The sequence below is a fragment of the Paraburkholderia sp. J69-1 genome (assembly GCF_905220255.1).
Classification (GTDB): Bacteria; Pseudomonadota; Gammaproteobacteria; order Burkholderiales; family Burkholderiaceae; genus Paraburkholderia.
This window is the reverse complement of the sequence record NZ_CAJMZG010000042.1, coordinates 1-19,959: the sequence shown is the minus strand read 5'-3', so window position 1 is coordinate 19,959 and position 19,959 is coordinate 1. Positions and strand designations below refer to the sequence as shown.

Sequence of the window (19,959 nt, the reverse complement as noted above, 5' to 3'; positions counted from 1 at the left end):
CGTCGCGCCGTTCAGCCAGCGACGGCGATGCCGCGCGCCGCGAGATTCGCGTAGAGCGCGCGCACGCCGAACGTCCACGGCGCGATCTCGTCGCTGAGCTTGACGGTGTTGACGAGCGCACCCAGTTGCGGCGCGGATATCGTCACCACATCGCCGATGTGATGCGTGAAGCCGGAGCCCGGCGCGTCGCGGTCCTGGATCGGCGAGAACATCGTGCCGAGAAACAGCATGAAGCCGTCCGGGTATTGATGATGCGTGCCGCAAGTCTGCGCGACGAGTTGCAGCGGATCGCGGCTGATTTCGCGCATGTGGCTCACGCCATCGAGCACGAAATGATCGTCCGCGCCGTCCACGCGTAGCGAAACGCTTGCCGCGCGTACCGAATCCATCGTGAAGCGCCCGTCGAACAGGCGCACGAATGGGCCGATCGCGCACGAGCCGTTATTGTCCTTGCACTTGCCGAGCAAAAGCGCCGAACGGCCTTCGATATCGCGCAGGTTCACATCGTTGCCGAGCGTCGCGCCCACGGTTTCTCCGCGCGCATTCACCGCCAGCACGATTTCCGGTTCCGGGTTGTTCCATGCCGAAGCACGCAGCAAACCCACATCCGCGCCAAAGCCCACTGCCGACATGGGCTGGGATTTCGAAAATACTTCGGCATCCGTACCAATTCCCACTTCGAGATATTGCGACCACGCACCGCGACGCTGCAACTCGTCCTTCAATCGCATGGCGGCGTCCGAACCCGGTTCGATGGCCGAAAGATCCGTGCCGATCAGCGCCGTGATGGTCTCGCGCACCTGTGCCGCCTTCGCGCGGTCGCCGCCCGCCTGCTCTTCGATCACGCGCTCCAGCAGACTCACCGCAAACGTCACGCCGCAAGCCTTGATCGCCTGCACGTCGCAGGGCGCGAGCAGATGCGCGCGAGCGGCTTCTTTCTGCACGCCGGGCAAGCTCGCCGCGAGCAGATCCGTCACATCGCCGATTAACTCGCCGGGCGCGTGGCGCGCGATCTCGACGGCATCGGCGCGATCGAACAGGTCCGCCGTGGTCGCCACCGTGCGCGTGATATCGAACACCTGGCCGCTACGCACGACAACCACGCCCGGTCCTTCGTGCGCGCCATCGCGCCGCCACACGCGGCCGACCAGCAAGGCATCGTCGAGATCGACGGGCAGGAAAGCGGAAACGGACGATTCAGTCATGAGCATCAACCTGTTGCGTGATTGAAGTAAATAAGCGCGGTAATGCAATGTCAGCGACAACGCGCAACGATCGTATGATCGGCCATGCACGCTGTCCAACCTGATGCTAGTATTTCCAACCTGTTGGAAGCCGACGATACGCTCAGGTCACCATGTCCACTGCCTACGAAGTGCCCGCGCTCAAGCGCATTCACGACATCCTCGACGTTCTCGCGCACGCGCAGGCGCCCGTGCGCGCGGCCGTCATTGCGGAGCAAACCGGGCTATCGCGCAGCACGCTGTATCTGATGCTCGATTCGCTGGAACGCAGGCGCTGGATCGAAAAGCGCGCGGATGGTTACATCGTCGGCGTGACGCTGTTCGAACTGGGCAGCGCGTATGTGCGCCACGACCGGCTGCACGACGCCTTCCGCCACGAAGCCGCAAGCTTTATCGCCAAGCACAACGAGGTCGTGCAACTTGCCGTGCTCGACGGCACGGAAGTCGTCTATATTGCGCGCGAAGATCCGGCCCGCCCGGTGCGGCTGATTTCCGATCTTGGCTCGCGCCTGCCCGCCCATTGCTGCGCGTTGGGTAAAGCATTGCTCGCCAGTCTTTCGGATGCCGAAATAATGACGATCGTGCCGAAGCAGCTCCCGGCCATCACGCCCAATACGATCACGCGGCGTCAGGATTTGCTGCTCGCGCTCGATGCGATCCGCCGTTCGGGACTCGCGCACGAGCGCGAGGAAGTCACGGCGGGTCTCACGTGTTTCGCCGCGTTCGTAGGCGTGACGGCGCTCGGCAAGCGCGTGGCGGTGAGCACGAGTCTGCCGCTCGAACGTATCGATGCGCGCCGCGAAAAGCGCATCGCCATCGCCGTCGTGGAGATGGCACATCGCATCGGCAAGACGCTTTAAGTCGCGCGTCAGTGCGAGTGACGCGGCTCGCCGCGCTCCTCGATCACACGCAGATACAGCGTGGCCGGTTCGAGACAACCGCCCGTCGATAGCTGGCCCACAGTCTGCCGATAAAGCGCCTGCCACGGCGTTTGCGAAGGCGGCGCGTCAAATGCCGCGTGCTCGCGACGCTGCGCCAGTTCCTGCGCATCGATCAGCAGTTCGACGCGCCGCGCGTTCAGATCGACCTTGATGCGGTCGTCCGTGCGCAGCAGCGCGAGGCCGCCGCCCACGGCCGCTTCCGGCGACATGTTGAGTATCGACGGACTCGCCGACGTGCCGCTCTGCCGCCCGTCGCCCATGCAGGGCAGCGACGTCACGCCGCGCTTCACGAGTTCGGCGGGCGGCGCCATGTTCACCACTTCTGCGCTGCCCGGATAACCGACCGTGCCGCAGCCGCGTATCACCAGCATGCAGCGCTCGTCGATATTCAACGCGGGATCGTTGATGCGCGCGCGATAGTCCTCGGGGCCGTCGAACACGATGGCGCGCGCTTCGAACACATTTTCCGCGCCCGGCTCGCTCAGATACGTCTTGCGAAACGCCTCGCCCACCACCGACATCTTCATGATCGCGCTATCGAAGAAGTTGCCCGACAGCACGATGAAACCCGCGCCATGCATGAGCGGCGCATCGCAGGTGTGAATCACGTCGCGGTCGGCGGCGGGCGCGGCATCGGCAATCTCGCCGGTCATGCGGCCCGAAACCGTGGCGCAATCGCGCCGCACAAGCCCCGCGCGATCGAGTTCGCGCAGCACCGCCGGCACGCCGCCCGCACGATGAAAACTCTCGCCCAGATATTCGCCGGCGGGCATCGTATTCGCGAGCAAAGGCACGGGCTCGCCAAAGCGCTGCCAGTCCTCGAGCGTGAGATCGACGCCGATATGACGCGCGATTGCGATCAGATGCGGCGGGCAATTCGTCGATGCGCCCAGCGCCGACGCCACCACGATCGCATTCTCGAACGCCGCCCGCGTCATGATGTGCGACGGCCGCACATCTTCGCGCACCAGATCGACGCTGCGCTTGCCCGTGACATACGCCATTTGTCCGCGCTCGCGGTACGCCGCCGGAATGCTCGCGCAGCCAGGCAAAGACATGCCCAGCGCTTCGGCGAGGCAATTCATCGACAGCGCCGTGCCCATGGTGTTGCAATGCCCGATCGACGGCGACGACGCCGTGGTGAGCGCCATAAAACCTTCGTAATCGATTTCGCCCGCCGCCAGCAGATTGCGCGCATGCCAGATGACCGTGCCGGAACCGACGCGCTTGCCTTCGTGCCAGCCGTCGAGCATCGGGCCGCCCGACAGGACGATGGCGGGCAGATCGACGGTGGCTGCCGCCATCAGACAGGCCGGCGTGGTCTTGTCGCAACCGGTCGTCAGCACCACGCCATCGAGCGGAAAGCCGTGCAGGATTTCCACCAGCCCGAGATAGGCAAGGTTGCGGTCGAGCGCGGCCGTGGGACGGCGGCTCTGCTCCGCGAGCGGATGCACGGGAAACTCCATCGGAATGCCGCCTGCGTCGCGAATGCCTGCTTTGACGCGCTCCGCGAGCGCAATGTGATGGCGATTGCAGGGCGCGAGATCGCTGCCCGTCTGCGCGATGCCGATAATCGGCCGCCCAGACTGCAACTCTTCGCGCGTGAGACCGTAATTCATGAAGCGCTCGACGTAGAGCGCGGTCATGTCCGCGTGCGCGGGATCGTCGAACCATGCCTGGCTGCGCAGGCGGCGTGCTGGCGTTTGGACCATGATGCGTGTCTCCTGTCTCATCCGATTGATCTGCTGCATCTGATCTATGGCTTACACATATCGAAATGTTACCGATAACATTTCGATACTAGCACGCGGCAAATGCAGCGCGCAGCCAGGGTGACTACGACATCCGAAAGGGGATAGAAAGCCTGCTTTTTACACGCGCTCAGGCGCTCAGGCGCTCTCGCGCTCGACCACGCTGTAGTGAATACGCGTCTTCACGGTGCGCCGCGCGTGCGCCCCGCTCTCGCTGTCCTCCGCGGCCAGCGCGCCGAGCAGCGCTTCGCCCGCGCGCCGCCCGATCCCGTAGGCATCGACGGAAACCGTCGTGATGGCCGGATGGCAGCAAGCCGCAATTTCGAAATTGCCGAAGCCCGCCACCGCGATCTGGCCCGGCACCGCGATGCCGCGCCGCTGGCATTCCATGATCGCGCCGAACGCCGACATATCGCTCACGCACATCACCGCCTCGGTATCGGGCCAGCGTTCGAGCAGCGCGGCCAGCGCGGGCGCGCCGTGGCTCATCGTGATCGGCGAATCGCCGCGGCGCACCACACGCGGCTCGCCCAGCCCAAGCGCCTTCATTTCCTGCTGATAGCCCTTGAGGCGGTCGAGGCCGCGCCAGTCCAGCTCGCTCGCCCCGCCGATAAACGCGATGCGTTTGTGCCCCTTGCCCGCCAGATAGCGCACCATTTCGCGCGCCGCGCTCACGTTCGAAAAGCCCACACTCATATCGATCGGATGCGCAGGCTGATCCCACATTTCGACGACCGGCACGCCCGAGCGTTCGAGCAGCGCGCGCGTGGCCTCCGTGTGCTGCGAGCCGGTCAGCGCGATGCAGCGCGGCTGGTGTCGCAGCATCTGGCGCACGAGGCGCTCTTCGCGCTCCAGCGAATAATCGGTATCGCCGATCAGCAGTTCGAGCCCTTGCGCCTCCAGCACGGCGGTCAGGCCGCTCACGGTGTCCGAGAAGTTCGAGCTCGACATCGACGGCACCAGCACGGCGACAAACGACGAGCGCCCCGACGACAACGCGCCCGCCGCCGCATCGGCCACATAGCCGAGTTCGTCGATGGCGCGCTGCACACGCGCACGCGTGGCTTCCGAGGCGCTGCGGCCCGCCAGCACGCGCGAAACCGTCATCTTCGATACCCCGGCGAGTTCGGCGACATCGGACATGCGCGGCGGCGTGGATTTCGGTGCGGGTGTCTTGACCATCGGGGCAAACGTGTCGAAGTGTGAACAGTGCATATGATAGCGGCAGCGGCGCGGGCCTCGTCCGCGCCGGCGGCCATCGCGATTCACGCACGGCTGAAGCACGACGGCGCGTGCTGGCGCACAATGCACGCTGCCTCTTCATGCACCCAACACGTTCAGGAGACACGCCATGCCCACCACGCCCCGCAGCGTCGCGGAAAAACGCGCCGCGTTCCGCGCCCTGCATGCTTCGGGCTGCTTCGTATTGCCGAATCCATGGGACGCAGGCAGCGCCCGCTATCTGGAAAGCGCCGGCTTCAAGGCGCTCGCGACGACGAGTTCGGGTTTCGCGTGGTCGCACGCTCACGCCGACAACCACGTCTCGCGCGATGCCGTGCTGGCCCATCTGCGCGACATCGTGGCGGCGACGAATCTGCCAGTCAACGCCGACTTCGAAAGCGGCTTCGGCGCCGACGCGGCGGGCGTGGCCGAAAGCGTGGGACTCGCGGTCGATACCGGCATCGCCGGGCTTTCCATCGAAGACTCCACCGGCAACGACGACGCGCCGCTCCTGCCGCTGCACGTCGCCGTCGAACGCATGAAGGCCGCGCGCAGCGCCATCGACGCGCGCGGCGGCAATACCTTGCTGATCGGCCGGGCGGAGAACTTCGTCGCGGGCGTGCCCGATCTCGCCGATGCCATCGCACGCCTCAAGGCGTACGCGGATGCAGGCGCGGACTGTCTCTACGCGCCGGGCCTGCACACGCGCGAACAGATCGAGGCGGTCGTGGCCGCCGTCGCGCCGAAGCCGGTGAATGTGCTGGTGGGATCGGTATCGGCGTTTACGGTGCCAGAACTCGCGGCGCTGGGCGTGCGGCGCGTGAGCGTCGGCGGCGCGCTGGCGCGCGCGGCGTGGGGCGGATTTATCCGCGCGGTGGAAACGCTCAAGGAAGGCCGCTTCGATGGTTTTATCGACGCCGCGCCTGGCCATGCGCTCAACGATCTGTTCGGCAAAGCGCAGTGAGAACGCGCTCGTGAGCGCTCAGGAAATCAGGGAATCGTGAAGCGCTTCACGAGCGTCAGTTCGCCGGCCTTGCGCATCGGTGCGCGGATCGTTTCGCTCTTCTCGTTCGGCGTGCCTTCGTCGGTGATGATGGTGATCTGCGCCACCGTCATGTCGCTGCCGCTGTTGCCGCTGCCGTAGTAGTTCACGTAGACCAGATACGTGCCGTGCAGCGGCGCGGCGCTCGAATAGATTTCGGGACCGTAGCCGGTCGTCACGTCCACGTCGAGCGCGCCGCCGTTGGGCGCCACGCGATCGGCGTAGAACGTGTGCACGCCGTCGGGCGACACCACATGCAGGTCGAGGTCGGTGCCGTCGGTGTCCCAGGCGAGCACGATGCGCAGGCGCGCGTGCGTCTTGTTCGCGTAGGCATCGTAGAACTGCACGCGCTTTTTCGTGCCGTCCTGGGTGCGCAACTCGACGCTATTGCTGCCCGCGCCGAACGCAAACGGCCGCGAGAACGTGCCATCTTCTTCGATGCGCTGCGGCATCGGCGTGCCGTTCACGACCAGCGTGCCCACCGACGTCCCCGCCTTCGCTTTCGGCGCCGCCTTGATCTGCCCGGCGATCAGCGCGTTCGCGCTCTGGCCTTCGGGCGTGCTCACCGCCACCGCCGGATAGTGGACATCCTGCGTGTAACGCGCTTCGTCGCCGGCCGAATTGCGCCAGCCGTTCAGTGGCGCAGCGAAGTCGATGGTGTCGGCGTGCGCCGCGCCCGCGCAGATCGCAAGCGCAACAGCGGCCAGGCCGTGGCGCGCGGGACGTTGTTTGAGCGGGATCGCTTTCATGTGGGTTCGCCTTCGTGGGCCGGTTTGCCGTTGCGTGTTTATAGCTGCTCGCTCTTCACGAGCAACAGATCGCCGATCTTGCGCAGCGGCACCACGCGCGTTTCGCGGCGCTCGTTCGGCGTGTTCTCGTTGAACACGAGCGTAAGCGTTGCGGTGATGACTTCGCGGTCGTGCGCATGGGCGTCGAAGTTATAGCCGGTCGAATCGAAATTGCCCCAGTAATTCAGGAAGAATAGCCAGGTTCCATGCTCGGGCGCCGCCGACGAAAAAATCCCCGGACCCGCGCCATCGACGGAATCGACATCGAAACCACTGCCGTCTTCCAGCGTCGGGTTCGCGAAGAACGCGTGCAAGCCGTCCGGCGTAATCACATGCAGATCGACCTGCGCGTGCGGATCGTCCCACGTCACGATCGCGCGCAGTTTGGCCTGCGGCTTGGTGCGATCGGCCTCGTAGAACTGCATGCGCTGATGCTTCGTGCCGTCCGGCGAAATGATCTCGATGCTGTTCGAGCCCGCGCCGAACGCCCAGGGACGCGCGAACCAGCCTTGCTCGTCGGTGTAAAGCGGCGTGGCATTGCCGTTGATGACGAGCGTGGGCGGACGGCGCGCATGCGGATCGACGTGCTTCAACTGACCTTCGATCAGCGTGCGAAAGCGCTGCGAGCCGCGATCGACGGGCGGACGCGGATACGCCGCAACATACTGCTCGCCTTCGTTCGTGAGGCCGCTGTGACGCCAGCCGTTGAACGCGCCCGTGATGCGGGCGAGCGTGCCGCCGCTATCCGGCTTATCCTGGCCGTCACCGGCCGCCAGCGCATTGCCGCTGGCCATCGACAACGCGCCGACGCAGGCCAGCGTCGTGGCGAAAGTGAGCGCTTGCGCGAACGGTTTCATCGTCATTCAACTTCCTGTGAGAATCAGCTTGCGCGCGGTCTGCTCGATGAACGTCTCATCCTGTCCGCGCGGATGATGCGCGAAAGCGAGATGCAGATATTCATGCGTGAGCGCGATGCGGTCGTCGTCGGAGCGCAGACGGCGGATATAGACGCGATTGCGCCCGGCATCGGCATACGGACGGCCCGAGGTGACTTCGCACACCGCCGGTAGTTCGGGTTCTTCATAACCTGGCTCGCCGGCCAGACGCCGCGCCCAGAGCGGCGCCTCGCGGCCCAGCCAGTCGCGCGCGCCCATCACCGGTTCGCAGTCGCCCGCCAACGGACTCGCGAACGAGGTGAGCGTGGCTTGCGGCCAGGTGCGCGCGAGAATCGCGTCGAACGTCAGGCCGCGTTGCGCGGCGGCTTTGGCGTCGAGCCAGCTCATCTGCCCCGGCGCCGCCTTGTCGTGATGGAACTGCACGGGCACGCCCGCGAGCACGAGGCCGTCGGTGAAATCGGCGGCATTGCGCGACGCGGCGCGCGGCGCACGCGGCAACACACGCTGCGCGCGGCTGCTGTCGTCGATCTCGTAGCAGCCGCGCTCGCGCCCGGCGTTCTGCACGAGATAGCTGCGCGCCGCCACGGCGAGCGCGCGCGCCGCCTGCGGCTGCGCCGTGTCGCCTTCGCGCTCGACCACGCGCGCGATGTAGTCGTTCATGCCAAAGCGCCCGACGATGTGCAGCTTGCCGTCGTCGGCGCGATCGAGGCGCATATCGCCATGACTTTCGATCGGCAACGAATTGCCGTTTTCGAATGCCACGCTGAAGGTGCCGTCGAGCAGGCCAGCTGGCACTGCACGCCCGCCCGCGCGCGTATCGAAGACATTGCGGATGGGGTAACGCGAGAAAAATTCGACGCTCACGCAGGCGCGATCGTCCGCGACCGTCGTTTGCGCGACCAGCGGCGCGATGCGCGGCGCGGCGGCCGCCAGCACGCGCACGCTGCCGCCGCGCCCGCCCATCCAGACCGGCGTGCCATCGGCGAGCCAGCCCGCTGCGCCGCCTTCGTAGCCGCCCGACGCATCCGGCATCGTCCAGGTTTTCGCGCGCAGCAAGCTGCCGTACAGCGACACCGTGCCCTCGCCGCGCCCGCTCGTGACGACCGAAACCAGCGTGTTGCCGGTGTCGTCGCGCGCATGCGATGGAATCGACTGCAAGGCCGCGAGCAGATCCGCCACGCGCACGCGCCTGGCCGGCTTCAGCGCGTAGAGATCCTGCAGCCACGCAGGCGCTTTACGCGCGCGCCAGTATTGGCGCCAGCCGGCCGGATCGAGTTGCAGACGGTGCGGCTCGAAGAACAGTCCGCATGACTGCACCAGCGCGCGATCGCGGTCGATGTGGCCGCCCGTCATGCAGCAGTACACCTCTTCGCGGTCGCCGCCTTCGCATTGATAGTCGGGCGCGGGAATTTGCCGATCCACCAGGTACGCGTAGACGAACAGCTTCCAGACGCTGCCGAGTTGCGTGTCGAGCGTCGCCGGGAGCGCTTCGCCCGCGCCGGGAGGAACGGTTTCGCTCGCGGTATCGAAGGTCCACAGACGCGCAGTGCCGTCGCGCAGCCACGCGAAGCGCAACGCCGCGCCTTCGGCATGCGCGCTCGCGGCGGCGCTTGCGCAAGCCAGCGCAAGCAGCCACGTCACGAGTCGACCGCAAAGACGCGCCCTCACCTTCGCCTCACTCGATGCGCAGCGTGACCATGCGGTCGCTGCTGCCGCCCTGATACGCCTTCTGCTCCGGCTGATACATGCGGAAGTAGCGCGCCGGCGGCATCGTGAAGGTGCCCGGCAGCGCGAAACGCACAAGCTGGCGCAGCGACACCGGACGATCGAGCAAAGGCACAGGCTGGTGATAGCTGAGATCGCCCATTTCATAGCTGGCCGCGCGCGCGAACGGCTGCGGACCGCTACCGCCTTCGCCCGGACCCGGCAGACCGTCGATGCTCACGCCCCAGCTCGTCGCTTCGACCGAGCCGCCCGGCGGCAGCGGCACGTCGAGCAGACCGTAGTGCAGCGCCGCCTGATCCTGCGGCGTGAGCGTGACTTCATCGACGTAAAGCGCGTTGCTGTCGATCGCGTCGCCCGCTTTCACGCGATGCGCGGAGAACATGAAGTGACCTTCGGCCTTGTCGGCGTCGGATTTCGGCGCGATCGGATCAAGTCGATAGAAGGTGCGCTCGATCTTCACGGGCAGTCGGCTTTGCTGCACCGCGCGGCTGCGGTACGAGACCAGCGCGGCCACGTCCGGGCGTGCCGAACCCACGTCGAGCGACGTCGGCAACGCCGTGCCCGTCCACTTCCAGAGGCTCGCGCCCGTGGGCGAAGTCGTGCGCGCCCAGCCGCTGCCCTGCAACGCGGGCAAGGGTTGCGCGGCATCGCCGCTGCGCGAACCCGCCATCGCCTTGCGCAGCCACAGCAGCGTGAGTGCGCGGTCGACGGTCGGGTACGACGCGCTGCTTTGTGCGAGCACGGCGTTCGCATCGACCGGCGTGCCGGCGTCGCCGGCCATCGCCAGCAGGCTCTGGATCAGCGGCGTGGGGTTCGTCATCAGCGCGGCGCGGGCGCGCGCGGCCAGCGGCTCGAAGCCTTCGGGCAGACTCGCGTTGGTCGCGTGCGCCGTGTAGGCCGTGAGGATCGCCGCCGCCTGCAAGCCGCGCGGCGAATCCGGCGCGGCGAACACGAGGCTGTCTTCGACACCGTAGTTATCGCGCGATGCCTTGGTTTGCTGATCGAACATCGCCGATGTCTGTTGCGCGAGCTGACCCGCCACGCCCGACACCGGCGTCGCGACCGGCAGGCCCATCTGCTGCAGCAGCCAGAGCGCGAGCGCGCGATGCAGCAAGGGCTCCTTCGCAGCTTCGTCGCGATAGACGTCGAGCGCGTGCTGCCAGTTGCTGTCCGGCAGCGTGATGCCGAGGCTGCGGCTCGCGAGCCAGTCCGCGTAATACGCGTAGGCCGTGATGAACGCGCTGCCGCCCGTGGTATCGCCCCACCAGCCGAATGCGCCGTTGATGCCCGCGAGCAGCGCAAGACGCTGACGCTGGTTGCGCAGGCGCGCTTCGATGCCCTGCGTCGTGCTTTGCGGCGCGGCGCCATCGGCATCGCGGCCCAGCACGTCGTGCGCCAGGGCGAGCGGAATCAGGCGGCTCGAGGTCTGCTCGGCGCAACCGTACGGATACTCGATGAGATCGTCGGCCACGCGCGCGAACTGGCTCGTGCCGTTCGACACGAGTCGCACGCGCACGTCCTGCGCATCGGGCGCAAGCGCGAGCGGCTTCGGATTCGCGTCGAGCGTCACCGGCACTTCGCGCAGATCGAGCCAGCCCGGCGCGCCCAGCTTCACCGTGGTCTGCAGATGATCGAGTTCCTTGCCGTTCACGCGCACGCTCGCATCGACAAGACCCGGCGTGAGCGCCACGCGCGGCAAGGCCAGATAGTTCGCGCCCGGCTTGAGCGTGACCTTGCGGTCGACCGCAAGACCCGCGCCGCTCACGGTCCATTGCGCGTCCACGTCGGCGTTGCCCTGATTGAACGCGATCATGTCGATCACGGGCTGGTCGCCGCTACGGAAGCTCGACGGGCCGCTCCACTTCAGATAGAGCGGTTTGTCCGAACGCACATAGGCCGTGCGCTGCCCCACCGTCCCGTCCGCCGAAATCGCGCGCACGGTGACGCGCCAGCGCGCGAGCGCATCGGGCATGCGGAAGGTCATGCGGGCGTGCCCGCTCGCATCGGTTTGCAGATCGGCTTGCCATGCTGCCGTGTCGATATCGTCGCGACGCGGACGCTCCAGCACCTTCACGCCGCGCTCGTTGTACTGGCCGCGTTGCGGGCCGCCCGGCGCGCCGCGCATCGCCGAAAGCGCCAGGTCGTAGGTGATGAACGACAGGCTCGACGTCGTACGCACGTTGTTGCGGCGCGGGTGATAGAAGAAGTCGGAAATGTCCGGCGCGATTTCCGGCTGCAGCACATAGACCATTTCGTCGACCACGCTCACGGTCAGATGCGCGGGCAAGGGCTTGCCGGCCAGCGCGCTGCCGAGATCGAGCGTGACGGTTTCGCCGGGCTGATACACCGGCTTGTCGCTCTTGACGCTCAGATCGATCGACGGTTTGGCGACCACGATGCCCGCGTTCTGGAACACGTACTCGCCGTCGTGCACGTAGAGCACCGAGAACGTCATGTTCGGCGCGAATTCCGGGCCGACCTTGATACGCGCCTTCCATTGCGTCGGCGCGACGCGCGTGAGGCTCAGCCAGTCCGCGCCCTTCGAGAGCAGCGCGCGCGCTTCGACCTTGTCGCGTTCGAGCGTGAGCAGCGCGTCGTCCACGGCATACGGGAAGGTGATGAGCGCTTCGGCCGTATCGCCGATCTGGTAGTGATCGCGATCGAACACGATCTCGACGCTGCCCGGGATCGCCTTGAGGCCGTCGCCCGCGACCCAGTGGCTGGCCGCCGCGAGCAGATTGCCTGCATCGTCCTTCACCGACAGCATGTACGAGCCGGGCTGGTCGAATTGCAGCGGGAAACTCACGCGGCCGTCCGCGCCCGCTGCGGGCAGCGTGCCTTCGGTTTTGGTCTGCGATTCGAGGCGCGTCCATTCCCACTTCGCGGGCTTGTGCGGCGTGGGCGCGTTCGTGCCGGTGGTGTTATTCGCCAGCGCGGCGAGCGTGAACGTCACGCTCTCGTGCGGCTGCGAGAACGACTTCGCCGTGCTCAGCCGGTACGGCGTCGCGCCGCGCGCGATCAGCACTTCGCGCGTCACACGCACGCGATACGCCGCGCCGTCGCGTGCGAACAGCGTGAGCGCGTAGCGGCTCGGCTCCTTCGCGGCGGGCAGCGTGAGCGTGGCGTTGCCGTCGCTATCGGTTTCCAGTTCCTGCTGTTCGAGCTTCACCGGAAAGAGACCCGAGTAACGCAGTTCGCCATCGACGATCGCGACTTTCTGCGCGCGCAAGGTCACCGACACCTTGCCGTCCTTCACCGGTTTGCCGTCCGGGTAACGCAGCGCGATCTTGCCCTTGGGCGTGTCGCCGGTCGCGTAATCGGACTTGTCCATCGTGAGATTGACGTCGAAGTGCGGCTTCACGTAATCCGCCACGCGGAAGGCGCCGCCGTAGGTATCGCCGTTGTAGTCGAAGCGCAGCGTGTAGCCGCCGCCCTGCGCCGTGGTCGGCAAGGTGAAGGTGGTTTCGCCGCCGGTTTCCGACGCGAAATCCACGTTGCGCGTGGCGATGGGCGCGCCGTTCGGATCGACGACATCGAGCTTGAGTTGCGCGGCGGCGGGCGCCGTCGACTGGTTCGCGCTCTGGAACGTGCGGCCGATGAACTTCACGTGCACCGTATCGCCTGGCCGATAAAGCGGACGATCCGTGACCGAATAGATCTTGGTGTTGTAGATCTCGCTGTCGTAATAGAAGTTTTCCGAGACGAAAACCCCGCCCTGCGGATCGCTGCCGATCACATAGCTGCGCTCGGGCGAAACGTGATCGAGCACGAGCGCGCCGTCCGCGCCGGTCGAGCCGCTTTGCAGCACGCCTACGCCGTCGGTCCAGTTGACTTCGGTATTGGGCACCGGTTTGCCGTTATCGCGGCGCGTGGTCCACACGAGCATGCCGCTCGACGCCGCCTTCACCACGGCGACCGTATCGGAAACGAACAGCAGCGTATGCGCGCGGTAGTTTCCGATCATCGCCTCGACGAGATAGAGGCCCGGCGGCAGTTTGCCGACCGGAATCATCACGTTGCCCGACGATGCCTCGACAAAGTTGCTGCTGCTGCCTGCCAGATTGACGCCCTTGGGCGGCTGGATCGTCTTCGCATTCCAGATCGGATAGCGGAAACGCGTCACGAGGTCATAGCCGCGCAGCGGCGCGAAATGCGACTCGGGCTCGAAATGCGTGGGCGCGCTCACCTGATCGCCGAGCTTGAATTCGGGCTTCGCTTCCGTGACCTTGCTGCGCGTCGCGAACGACAGCACGCGCTGCCAGGCGCGGCGCGCGTCGCTGAGCCAGCGGTCCCAGAGATACGCGAGCGTGTTCGCAAGGCCTTCGCCCTGGTAATTCGGCTTGATATTCAGACGATGCAGATTCTTCTGCGCCTTCAGGAACGCGAGCGGATTCGGCACCTTGTAGACCACGATATCCGCGCCGCCGTAGCCTTCTAGCTCCGACTGGTATTCGCGGCCCGGCGCTTCCAGACGCACCTGCGCGAGCTGGTTGCTGCCGTAACTCGCATCGGAGAGCAGGAAGAACGGCTGGCCTTGTACGGTCTGGCTGTCGTAGTTGCTCGGATTGGGCGCGCCCAGCGTGGGGTTGGCGTCGATGTTCTGCTGCGCGGGGTCGTCGTCGGCCCAGGCGGGCGCGAGACCCGCGCCGAGCAGCATCAGAATGGCGAACAGGGAAACGAGGAGACGTTGCATGGCGGCACTCATGGCGTCAGGAACGCGAAACGAAACACACCGACGAAGTTCGGATTGCCGTCGAACGGCTGCCAGCGGGAATCTTTCCATTGCATCAGGTCGGAAACGGCGACGGCACGCAGACCGCTATCGGTCGGTGTGACGGTGCCCGTGTGATAAGCGATGTAGCGGTCGAGCCAGATCATCAGATGCTGGTCGTCGCCTTGATCGAAGAACAGCAGATCGCCCGGCAAGGCCTGATTGACGTCGCGCGAAACGAAGCGGCTGTTGCGTTGAATCAGCGCGATCGCCGAGGCATAGGCGCCCACGCTGCCGTCGATGCGGGTCCAGCGGCTCGCCAGCGCGCGCTGCTGCGCGTTCAACTGCAACTCGGGCGGCAGGCGGCTTGCATCGGCGACGCCATTCATGCCGTTCGCCTTGAGCCAGCGCGCGTCGTGCTCGCGCAGCGCTTCCATGGCGGCGAAGCGCACGAGGCCCGCGCAGTCGCGCTGGGTCCAGCGCGGCGTGGGGCCGCTGCGCATCTGCTGATCGACGATACGCACGAACCACGCGCGAAAGATCGCCGATTGCTCGGGCGTGAGCGCATCGGGATCGGGCGCGGCCTGGGTCGGCATGAGCGCCCACGCGGGACGCACGAGCGCGAGGCCCAGCGCAGCCGCGCAGCGTTGAAGAAACCGGCGGCGCATGGTCAGTCGTCGCCCGTGCCGGGTTGGGCTGGCTGGGCGGCTTGCGCGTCCGGGCTCGCGGGTGCGGCGGTGGTGTCGTCGTCCGTGTTTTTCGGACCCGCACCGAGCGGACGCCCCGCCGCCGCATCGCCGCGCGGCGACGCACTCGCGCGCGCCTCGAAATGCCATTCGACCGGCACCCAGCCCAGCGAAGACGGCAGGGAGTCCGGCAAGCTCAAGGCCAGCGGCGGATAGCTCGCGACCGCGTGCAGCTTCGGCAGCAGATGCGTGCGCGCGGCGTTGAGGAAGATCGCTTCCTGATCGGCGGGTAGCGCGCGGCCCGCTTCGCGCTCGATGAGGGCCGCCGAAGTGCCCGGCGTGATCGACACCATGGTGGTCGCAAGGCGCTGCGGCGCGAGCGTATCGGCGATGGCCGGATAGCGCTTGTCGAGCACGGCGAGCGTGTCGTCCACGAGGCGCGCATCCGGCGAGAACACCACGTAGCCGTGCGCAAGCGCGAGCGTGACCGGGAAATAGCGCGGCGCCGAAAGCTGCGCCGCGTACGACGAGCCCGCGCTTTGCGCCGTGCCCGAACGCGCGCTGACGGCACGCGTCCAGAGCGTGACGCCCGCTGCCGGTTCGCTCGTCTTCACCGGCAGGCGGCGATAACCCGCTTCATTGCCCGCCTTCGCTTCGTATGCGCCGATGGCGTCGCCGAATACGCCCGCGAGCGCCGTCTTGATGGCGGCGAGTTGCGTTGCGTCCTGCGCGGCTTGCGGCTTCAGACGCGCGACGAACACCGGCGCAACCAGCGTCGATTTCGCGTACCAGCACACGCCTGCGGGACCGGCGAAGCTGTCGCGCACGATCTTCGATGCAGCCTGTTCGCCGTCGCCGAGTTTGTCGAACAGATCGGCGGCGTCGCTCCAGTCCACCGGCAGGCTCGCGCAAGCGGCGGCGTTGGCGGGCAGCGCGCGCCAGAGATCGGCGCTATCCCAGTGCTGCGGCAAGTGGGCCGGATCGATCAGCGCGGCCGTGCTCCATGCGCCGCTCGCGTCGGCATCGCCGGCGTTCTTGCCCGATGCGGCGAAGTCGAAACGCACCGCGTTCACGCCCGAGAAAAAGGCCTGATAACCGAACGACAGATAGTTGACCGAGACGATCAGGCGATGGCCGTTGAAACCGGCGGGCGTGTCGTCGAGGCGGTAGGTATGCAGGGCGTCCGCGCCGCCATCGTCGAGCATCTTGCCGAGCGCCGATGCGCGATCGCCGATGGTCTTGCCATCCGCATCGAGCAGAATGCCCGGCTCCGACATCACCACGAGGCGATCGTCCTTCGCGGCGAACAGCAGCGTGTGGCCGACCGCGAGCTTGAGCGCATACACGGGCACGCCGCCGGAAAGCGTGGCCGCCTGGCTGAGTTGCGTATCGCCGGCCGCCACATTGCCAACGGCCTGCATCAGCTTGGCGAGACCGTTGCGGTGCATCGTCATGACCCAGTAGCCGAGCCGGCCGTCGGGCGAGCGCCAGAGCAGTACACGCGAGGGTTCGTCGAAGACGCGTTTGATCAGTTCGTCGCGCCAGTCGAGATCGTGTTCGAACGCGAGCCGCCGCACGGCGCCTTCCGCCGACAGACGCGCGGCATTCGATTCGTAATAGTCGACGAAATCGCGCGTGAGCAAGGCATGCAGCAGCGGCACGCGAATCATGTCGCGCGGCAGACGCGAAAGCGCGGCACTGTCGATGATTGCGTCGGGATATCGAATATCGAATGCGGCTTCGTGAGAGCGAAATGCTCCTTTGCCGCCGAATGGTCGCCAAATCGCCTGAATGGCGACCAGCGCAACGATTAAAACCGCAACGGTTAGCGCGGCCTTTTTGCGCGTTAACTTCATGGGATCAAACGCCCTGGAATTGATATTGGTCTTCTCTTGCACCAGCGCGCTTTACCGCTTGCGCGTGGCCGTTTATTTGCCGCGTACCGCTTTAATTTCCGAGATCGGCTATTTCCGGCAGGCACGAATACTACCCTAAAAGCTGTTTTAGCAACATGACGGTTTCTAGCTTTTCGACAATTAGGACTATGCGTATTGATTATTCAAAATTAATGAATCCCGTAATTACCGAATCGTTTTGAATACACTCAGTTAATACGTAAAAAATACGTCTATCGGTATTTGTCTGATTTGTTGCGCCTATGCGCAAATCCGTGTCTTCAGATGAATTCCGCTTCGATCTGGGTCGCCGATGTCGTCAATCAACTTGTCCAATCAGGGTCATTACCTGGGCCATGTAGCTTGACAAGCTACATCTTGTCTAACAACAATTCCTGTCCAAAACCTGCCGATCCTTACGGCTTACGGCAGGCACGCCGCGCACGCGGCACAGAAGAACAAGTTCACGAGACAAACAGGAGGCGACATCCATGACAACGCAAAAGAACGACTCGCGCTTCAACCCGATCGGCACAGCCGGCACGCCAGCATCGCCGGGACGCCGCAGTTTCATGGCGTTCGCGGGCGCCACCGCCGGTGCGACGCTGCTGAGCGGCTTGCCCGGCTGCGGCGGCAATGTGGGCGACAGTTCGGCGACGGCTGCGTCGGCGGGCGGCACGACGCCGGTTGCGGTCGATCCCATCTGGGGTTCCACGGGCGCGGCGCAGCAGATCATCAATGCGTTGCAGGGCATCACGACATCGATGTTTGCCTCGGTGGACTTCACGGTCACCGCCTACGGCGCGCAACCGCTGACCACGCAAGTCGTTGCGGCGACGGCATGGAGCCCGGCGATTCCATGGCTCGGCCAGAGCGCCTCGCCCACCAGTCCAGGCGCGGATCAGATGGTGTCATCCGCGCTGACCGGCACGGCGTTCGATTCGCACACGGCATTCAATAACGCGATCATTGCCGCCAATGCCGCGGGTGGCGGGCGCGTGGTCGTGCCTGCGGGCAACTGGTATTGCGGCGGTCCGATCGTACTGCTTAGCAATGTCAATTTTCACCTGAGCGCGAACTGCACGATCTACTTCAGCCCAAATCCCGCCGACTACGCCACGAACGGCCCGCATACGACGTCGAACGGCAATCTCTACTGGACGCGCTGGCAGGCTAACGACTGCCTGAATTTTGGCTCGCCGGTTTACGCCTATCAGCAGAAAAATATCGGCCTGACCGGCGAAGGCGATACGTCGATTCTCAACGGACAATCGATGACGCCCGCGCAGGCCAACGGCACGACGGCGTCGTTTTGCTGGTGGACCTTCAAAGGCACGAGTGGCGCGTATGGTTGTGCCGGTTCATCGACACCATCGCAGGCGTATGTGAATCCGAACAATGCGGCGCTCACATCGCTCAGCAGTTCGGCAATGACGAACCCCGATGCAGCAACGCTGTTGCCGCTGCTCGATACGGGCACGTCGTGGGCGCAGGATCAAAACTATTTGCCCGCCTTGGCCGAACTGGGCGTGGCTGTCGAGCAGCGCATTTTCGGCAATGGGCATTACCTGCGGCCGTGTATGGTGGAATTCATCGGCTGTACCAATGTGTTGATGCAGAACTATCACACGCAAAACACGCCGTTCTGGCAGCACCATCCAACCGACTGCAAAAACGTCGTAATTCAAGGGGTTTTCGCGGACAGTATCGGCCCGAACAACGATGGTTTCGATCCCGATGCCTGCAATTACGTGCTCGCCGATGGCGTGAAATTCAATACCGGTGATGACTGTATCGCGATCAAGTCTGGCAAGGCGAACGACACGGAATATGGTCCCGCACAGAATCACGTGATTCAGAATTGCACGATGAACAGCGGCCACGGCGGCCTGACGCTGGGCAGCGAAATGAGTGCAGGAGTCCAGAATATCTATGCGCGCAATCTGAACATGCTCAACGAGAATTGGGCGACGAATCCGCTCAATATCGCCATTCGGATCAAGACGAATATGAATCGCGGCGGTGCGGTGCAGGACGTCTGGATCGATGGCGTGACGCTGCCGAATGGCGTTACGCTCGTCGGCAAGGGGTATGGGTCGAACAATATGATCGCGGGGAGCCCGATTACGGCGTCGGTTCCGGTGGGTACGACGAGCTCGTCGGGTTCGAATCCGGCGGCGTCGCAAGGCGGTCTGATCACCTTCGATTGCGACTACAGCCCTGCCGGCGATGCGGTTCGCATCAGCCCGCCGGTGGTGAAGAACATCAATATTTCGAACGTGACGGCCAGCAATGTGACATCGGGAAGCACGACGGCTTCGTGCTTTCAGGCGATCGTCGCTCAAGGCCCGGTTGCTGCGGACTACAACGGTCCAGCACCCACGCCGACTGTGCCGCCCATCAGCGCCGTGACGATCTCGAATTGCAATCTGGGAACGCCGGTGTGCAGCGGCACGGCATCGGCAACCAATCCGGGGCCGATTTACGTGAACAACGTAAATGCGATTACGTTGAGCAATGTGGTGATCGGCGGGACGACGTACAACACTTCGCTGGTGGGCTAAGTGCTGGTTAGCTAATGTCATCGCGCCCGGTTGGTGACCGGGCGCGGTGATTTCGATTGCCGCATCTAATCGACTTCGCGCACGGGTACGACCTGCGCGCTGATGGTGCGGTTGTGCCAGAAGATATTGTGGATACGCGCCTGTAGCGTGCGCAGCACTTCGTCGCTGAGGTGGGTGTAGCGCAGCAAGGCGGCTGGGCGCCCGGCACCTTCGATGCGCTGAATCTCGTCATACGGCGGGAAGCCGTACTTCTGCAAAAAGACGTTGATTTCCTCGTCGGGAATATTCTCTTCGACGTTTCCGAGCAGCAGTTCAGCCATGGCACACCTCTGTTTGAGTGATGAGATCAGGCGTTCGATATCGGCGCTTCGCAGCTCATGATAATGTGCGGCGCAGCATGACGTCCTGAAATGTGCCCAGAGATGGCTGGGATTTTGATGTCGCGCAGTTGCTGGTTTTTGAATGCGTAAACGCCAGAACCCCGGTTCTCGCTTG

General features: G+C 65.1%; 13 protein-coding genes. 3 read left to right on the top strand and 10 right to left on the bottom strand.

Going from position 1 to position 19,959, the window contains the following annotated elements:
* Window positions 1-11: 11 nt before the first annotated feature.
* The gene (locus U5A67_RS39465) at window positions 12-1,205 is read right to left on the bottom strand and encodes a fumarylacetoacetate hydrolase family protein (RefSeq protein ID WP_321818657.1); all 1,194 of its coding nucleotides are present in this window, start codon (window positions 1,203-1,205) and stop codon (window positions 12-14) included.
* Between the two features lie 152 nt (window positions 1,206-1,357).
* On the opposite strand from U5A67_RS39465, the gene U5A67_RS39460 reads away from it, so the two are divergent.
* Complete coding sequence (locus U5A67_RS39460; protein WP_205987696.1) at window positions 1,358-2,104, top strand: IclR family transcriptional regulator; 747 nt, start codon at window positions 1,358-1,360, stop codon at window positions 2,102-2,104.
* 8 nt (window positions 2,105-2,112) lie between these two features.
* Here U5A67_RS39460 and U5A67_RS39455 read toward each other — a convergent pair whose 3' ends face one another.
* Together U5A67_RS39455 and U5A67_RS39450 are read right to left on the bottom strand one after the other, a co-directional pair.
* Complete coding sequence (locus U5A67_RS39455) at window positions 2,113-3,897, bottom strand: IlvD/Edd family dehydratase (RefSeq protein WP_321818656.1); 1,785 nt, start codon at window positions 3,895-3,897, stop codon at window positions 2,113-2,115.
* A gap of 177 nt (window positions 3,898-4,074) precedes the next feature.
* Window positions 4,075-5,079 carry a LacI family DNA-binding transcriptional regulator gene (locus tag U5A67_RS39450; RefSeq protein WP_321818671.1) on the bottom strand — a complete coding sequence of 335 codons (1,005 nt, stop codon included), beginning with the start codon at window positions 5,077-5,079 and terminating at the stop codon, window positions 4,075-4,077.
* A gap of 208 nt (window positions 5,080-5,287) precedes the next feature.
* On the opposite strand from U5A67_RS39450, the gene U5A67_RS39445 reads away from it, so the two are divergent.
* Window positions 5,288-6,121, top strand: coding sequence for an isocitrate lyase/phosphoenolpyruvate mutase family protein (locus tag U5A67_RS39445; protein ID WP_321818655.1), 834 nt, complete (start codon window positions 5,288-5,290; stop codon window positions 6,119-6,121).
* A gap of 26 nt (window positions 6,122-6,147) precedes the next feature.
* Here U5A67_RS39445 and U5A67_RS39440 read toward each other — a convergent pair whose 3' ends face one another.
* The 6 genes from U5A67_RS39440 to U5A67_RS39415 all read right to left on the bottom strand — a co-directional run bounded on the left by U5A67_RS39440 (window position 6,148) and on the right by U5A67_RS39415 (window position 16,861).
* Window positions 6,148-6,948: a YfaP family protein gene (locus U5A67_RS39440; protein ID WP_321818654.1), complete on the bottom strand. Its 801-nt coding sequence runs from the start codon at window positions 6,946-6,948 to the stop codon at window positions 6,148-6,150.
* Window positions 6,949-6,986: 38 nt separating this feature from the next.
* On the bottom strand, window positions 6,987-7,781 hold the full coding sequence (locus U5A67_RS39435; protein ID WP_321818670.1) for a YfaP family protein: 795 nt from the start codon (window positions 7,779-7,781) through the stop codon (window positions 6,987-6,989).
* A gap of 69 nt (window positions 7,782-7,850) precedes the next feature.
* Window positions 7,851-9,515: a DUF2300 domain-containing protein gene (locus U5A67_RS39430; RefSeq protein WP_321818669.1), complete on the bottom strand. Its 1,665-nt coding sequence runs from the start codon at window positions 9,513-9,515 to the stop codon at window positions 7,851-7,853.
* Window positions 9,516-9,558: 43 nt separating this feature from the next.
* Window positions 9,559-14,301 (bottom strand): alpha-2-macroglobulin, encoded by a 4,743-nt coding sequence (locus U5A67_RS39425; protein ID WP_321818653.1) that lies wholly within the window; start codon window positions 14,299-14,301, stop codon window positions 9,559-9,561.
* An 8-nt stretch (window positions 14,302-14,309) separates the two neighbouring features.
* Window positions 14,310-14,987, bottom strand: a complete 678-nt coding sequence (locus U5A67_RS39420; protein WP_321818652.1) for a DUF1175 domain-containing protein — start codon at window positions 14,985-14,987, stop codon at window positions 14,310-14,312.
* 2 nt (window positions 14,988-14,989) lie between these two features.
* Window positions 14,990-16,861 carry a DUF2138 family protein gene (locus tag U5A67_RS39415; protein WP_321818651.1) on the bottom strand — a complete coding sequence of 624 codons (1,872 nt, stop codon included), beginning with the start codon at window positions 16,859-16,861 and terminating at the stop codon, window positions 14,990-14,992.
* Between the two features lie 530 nt (window positions 16,862-17,391).
* On the opposite strand from U5A67_RS39415, the gene U5A67_RS39410 reads away from it, so the two are divergent.
* Window positions 17,392-19,464, top strand: a complete 2,073-nt coding sequence (locus U5A67_RS39410) for a glycoside hydrolase family 28 protein (protein ID WP_321818650.1) — start codon at window positions 17,392-17,394, stop codon at window positions 19,462-19,464.
* Between the two features lie 65 nt (window positions 19,465-19,529).
* Here the strand turns inward: U5A67_RS39410 and U5A67_RS39405 are convergent, their stop codons facing one another.
* Complete coding sequence (locus U5A67_RS39405; RefSeq protein WP_321818649.1) at window positions 19,530-19,784, bottom strand: RNA-binding protein; 255 nt, start codon at window positions 19,782-19,784, stop codon at window positions 19,530-19,532.
* Between the last annotated feature and the right edge of the window lie 175 nt (window positions 19,785-19,959).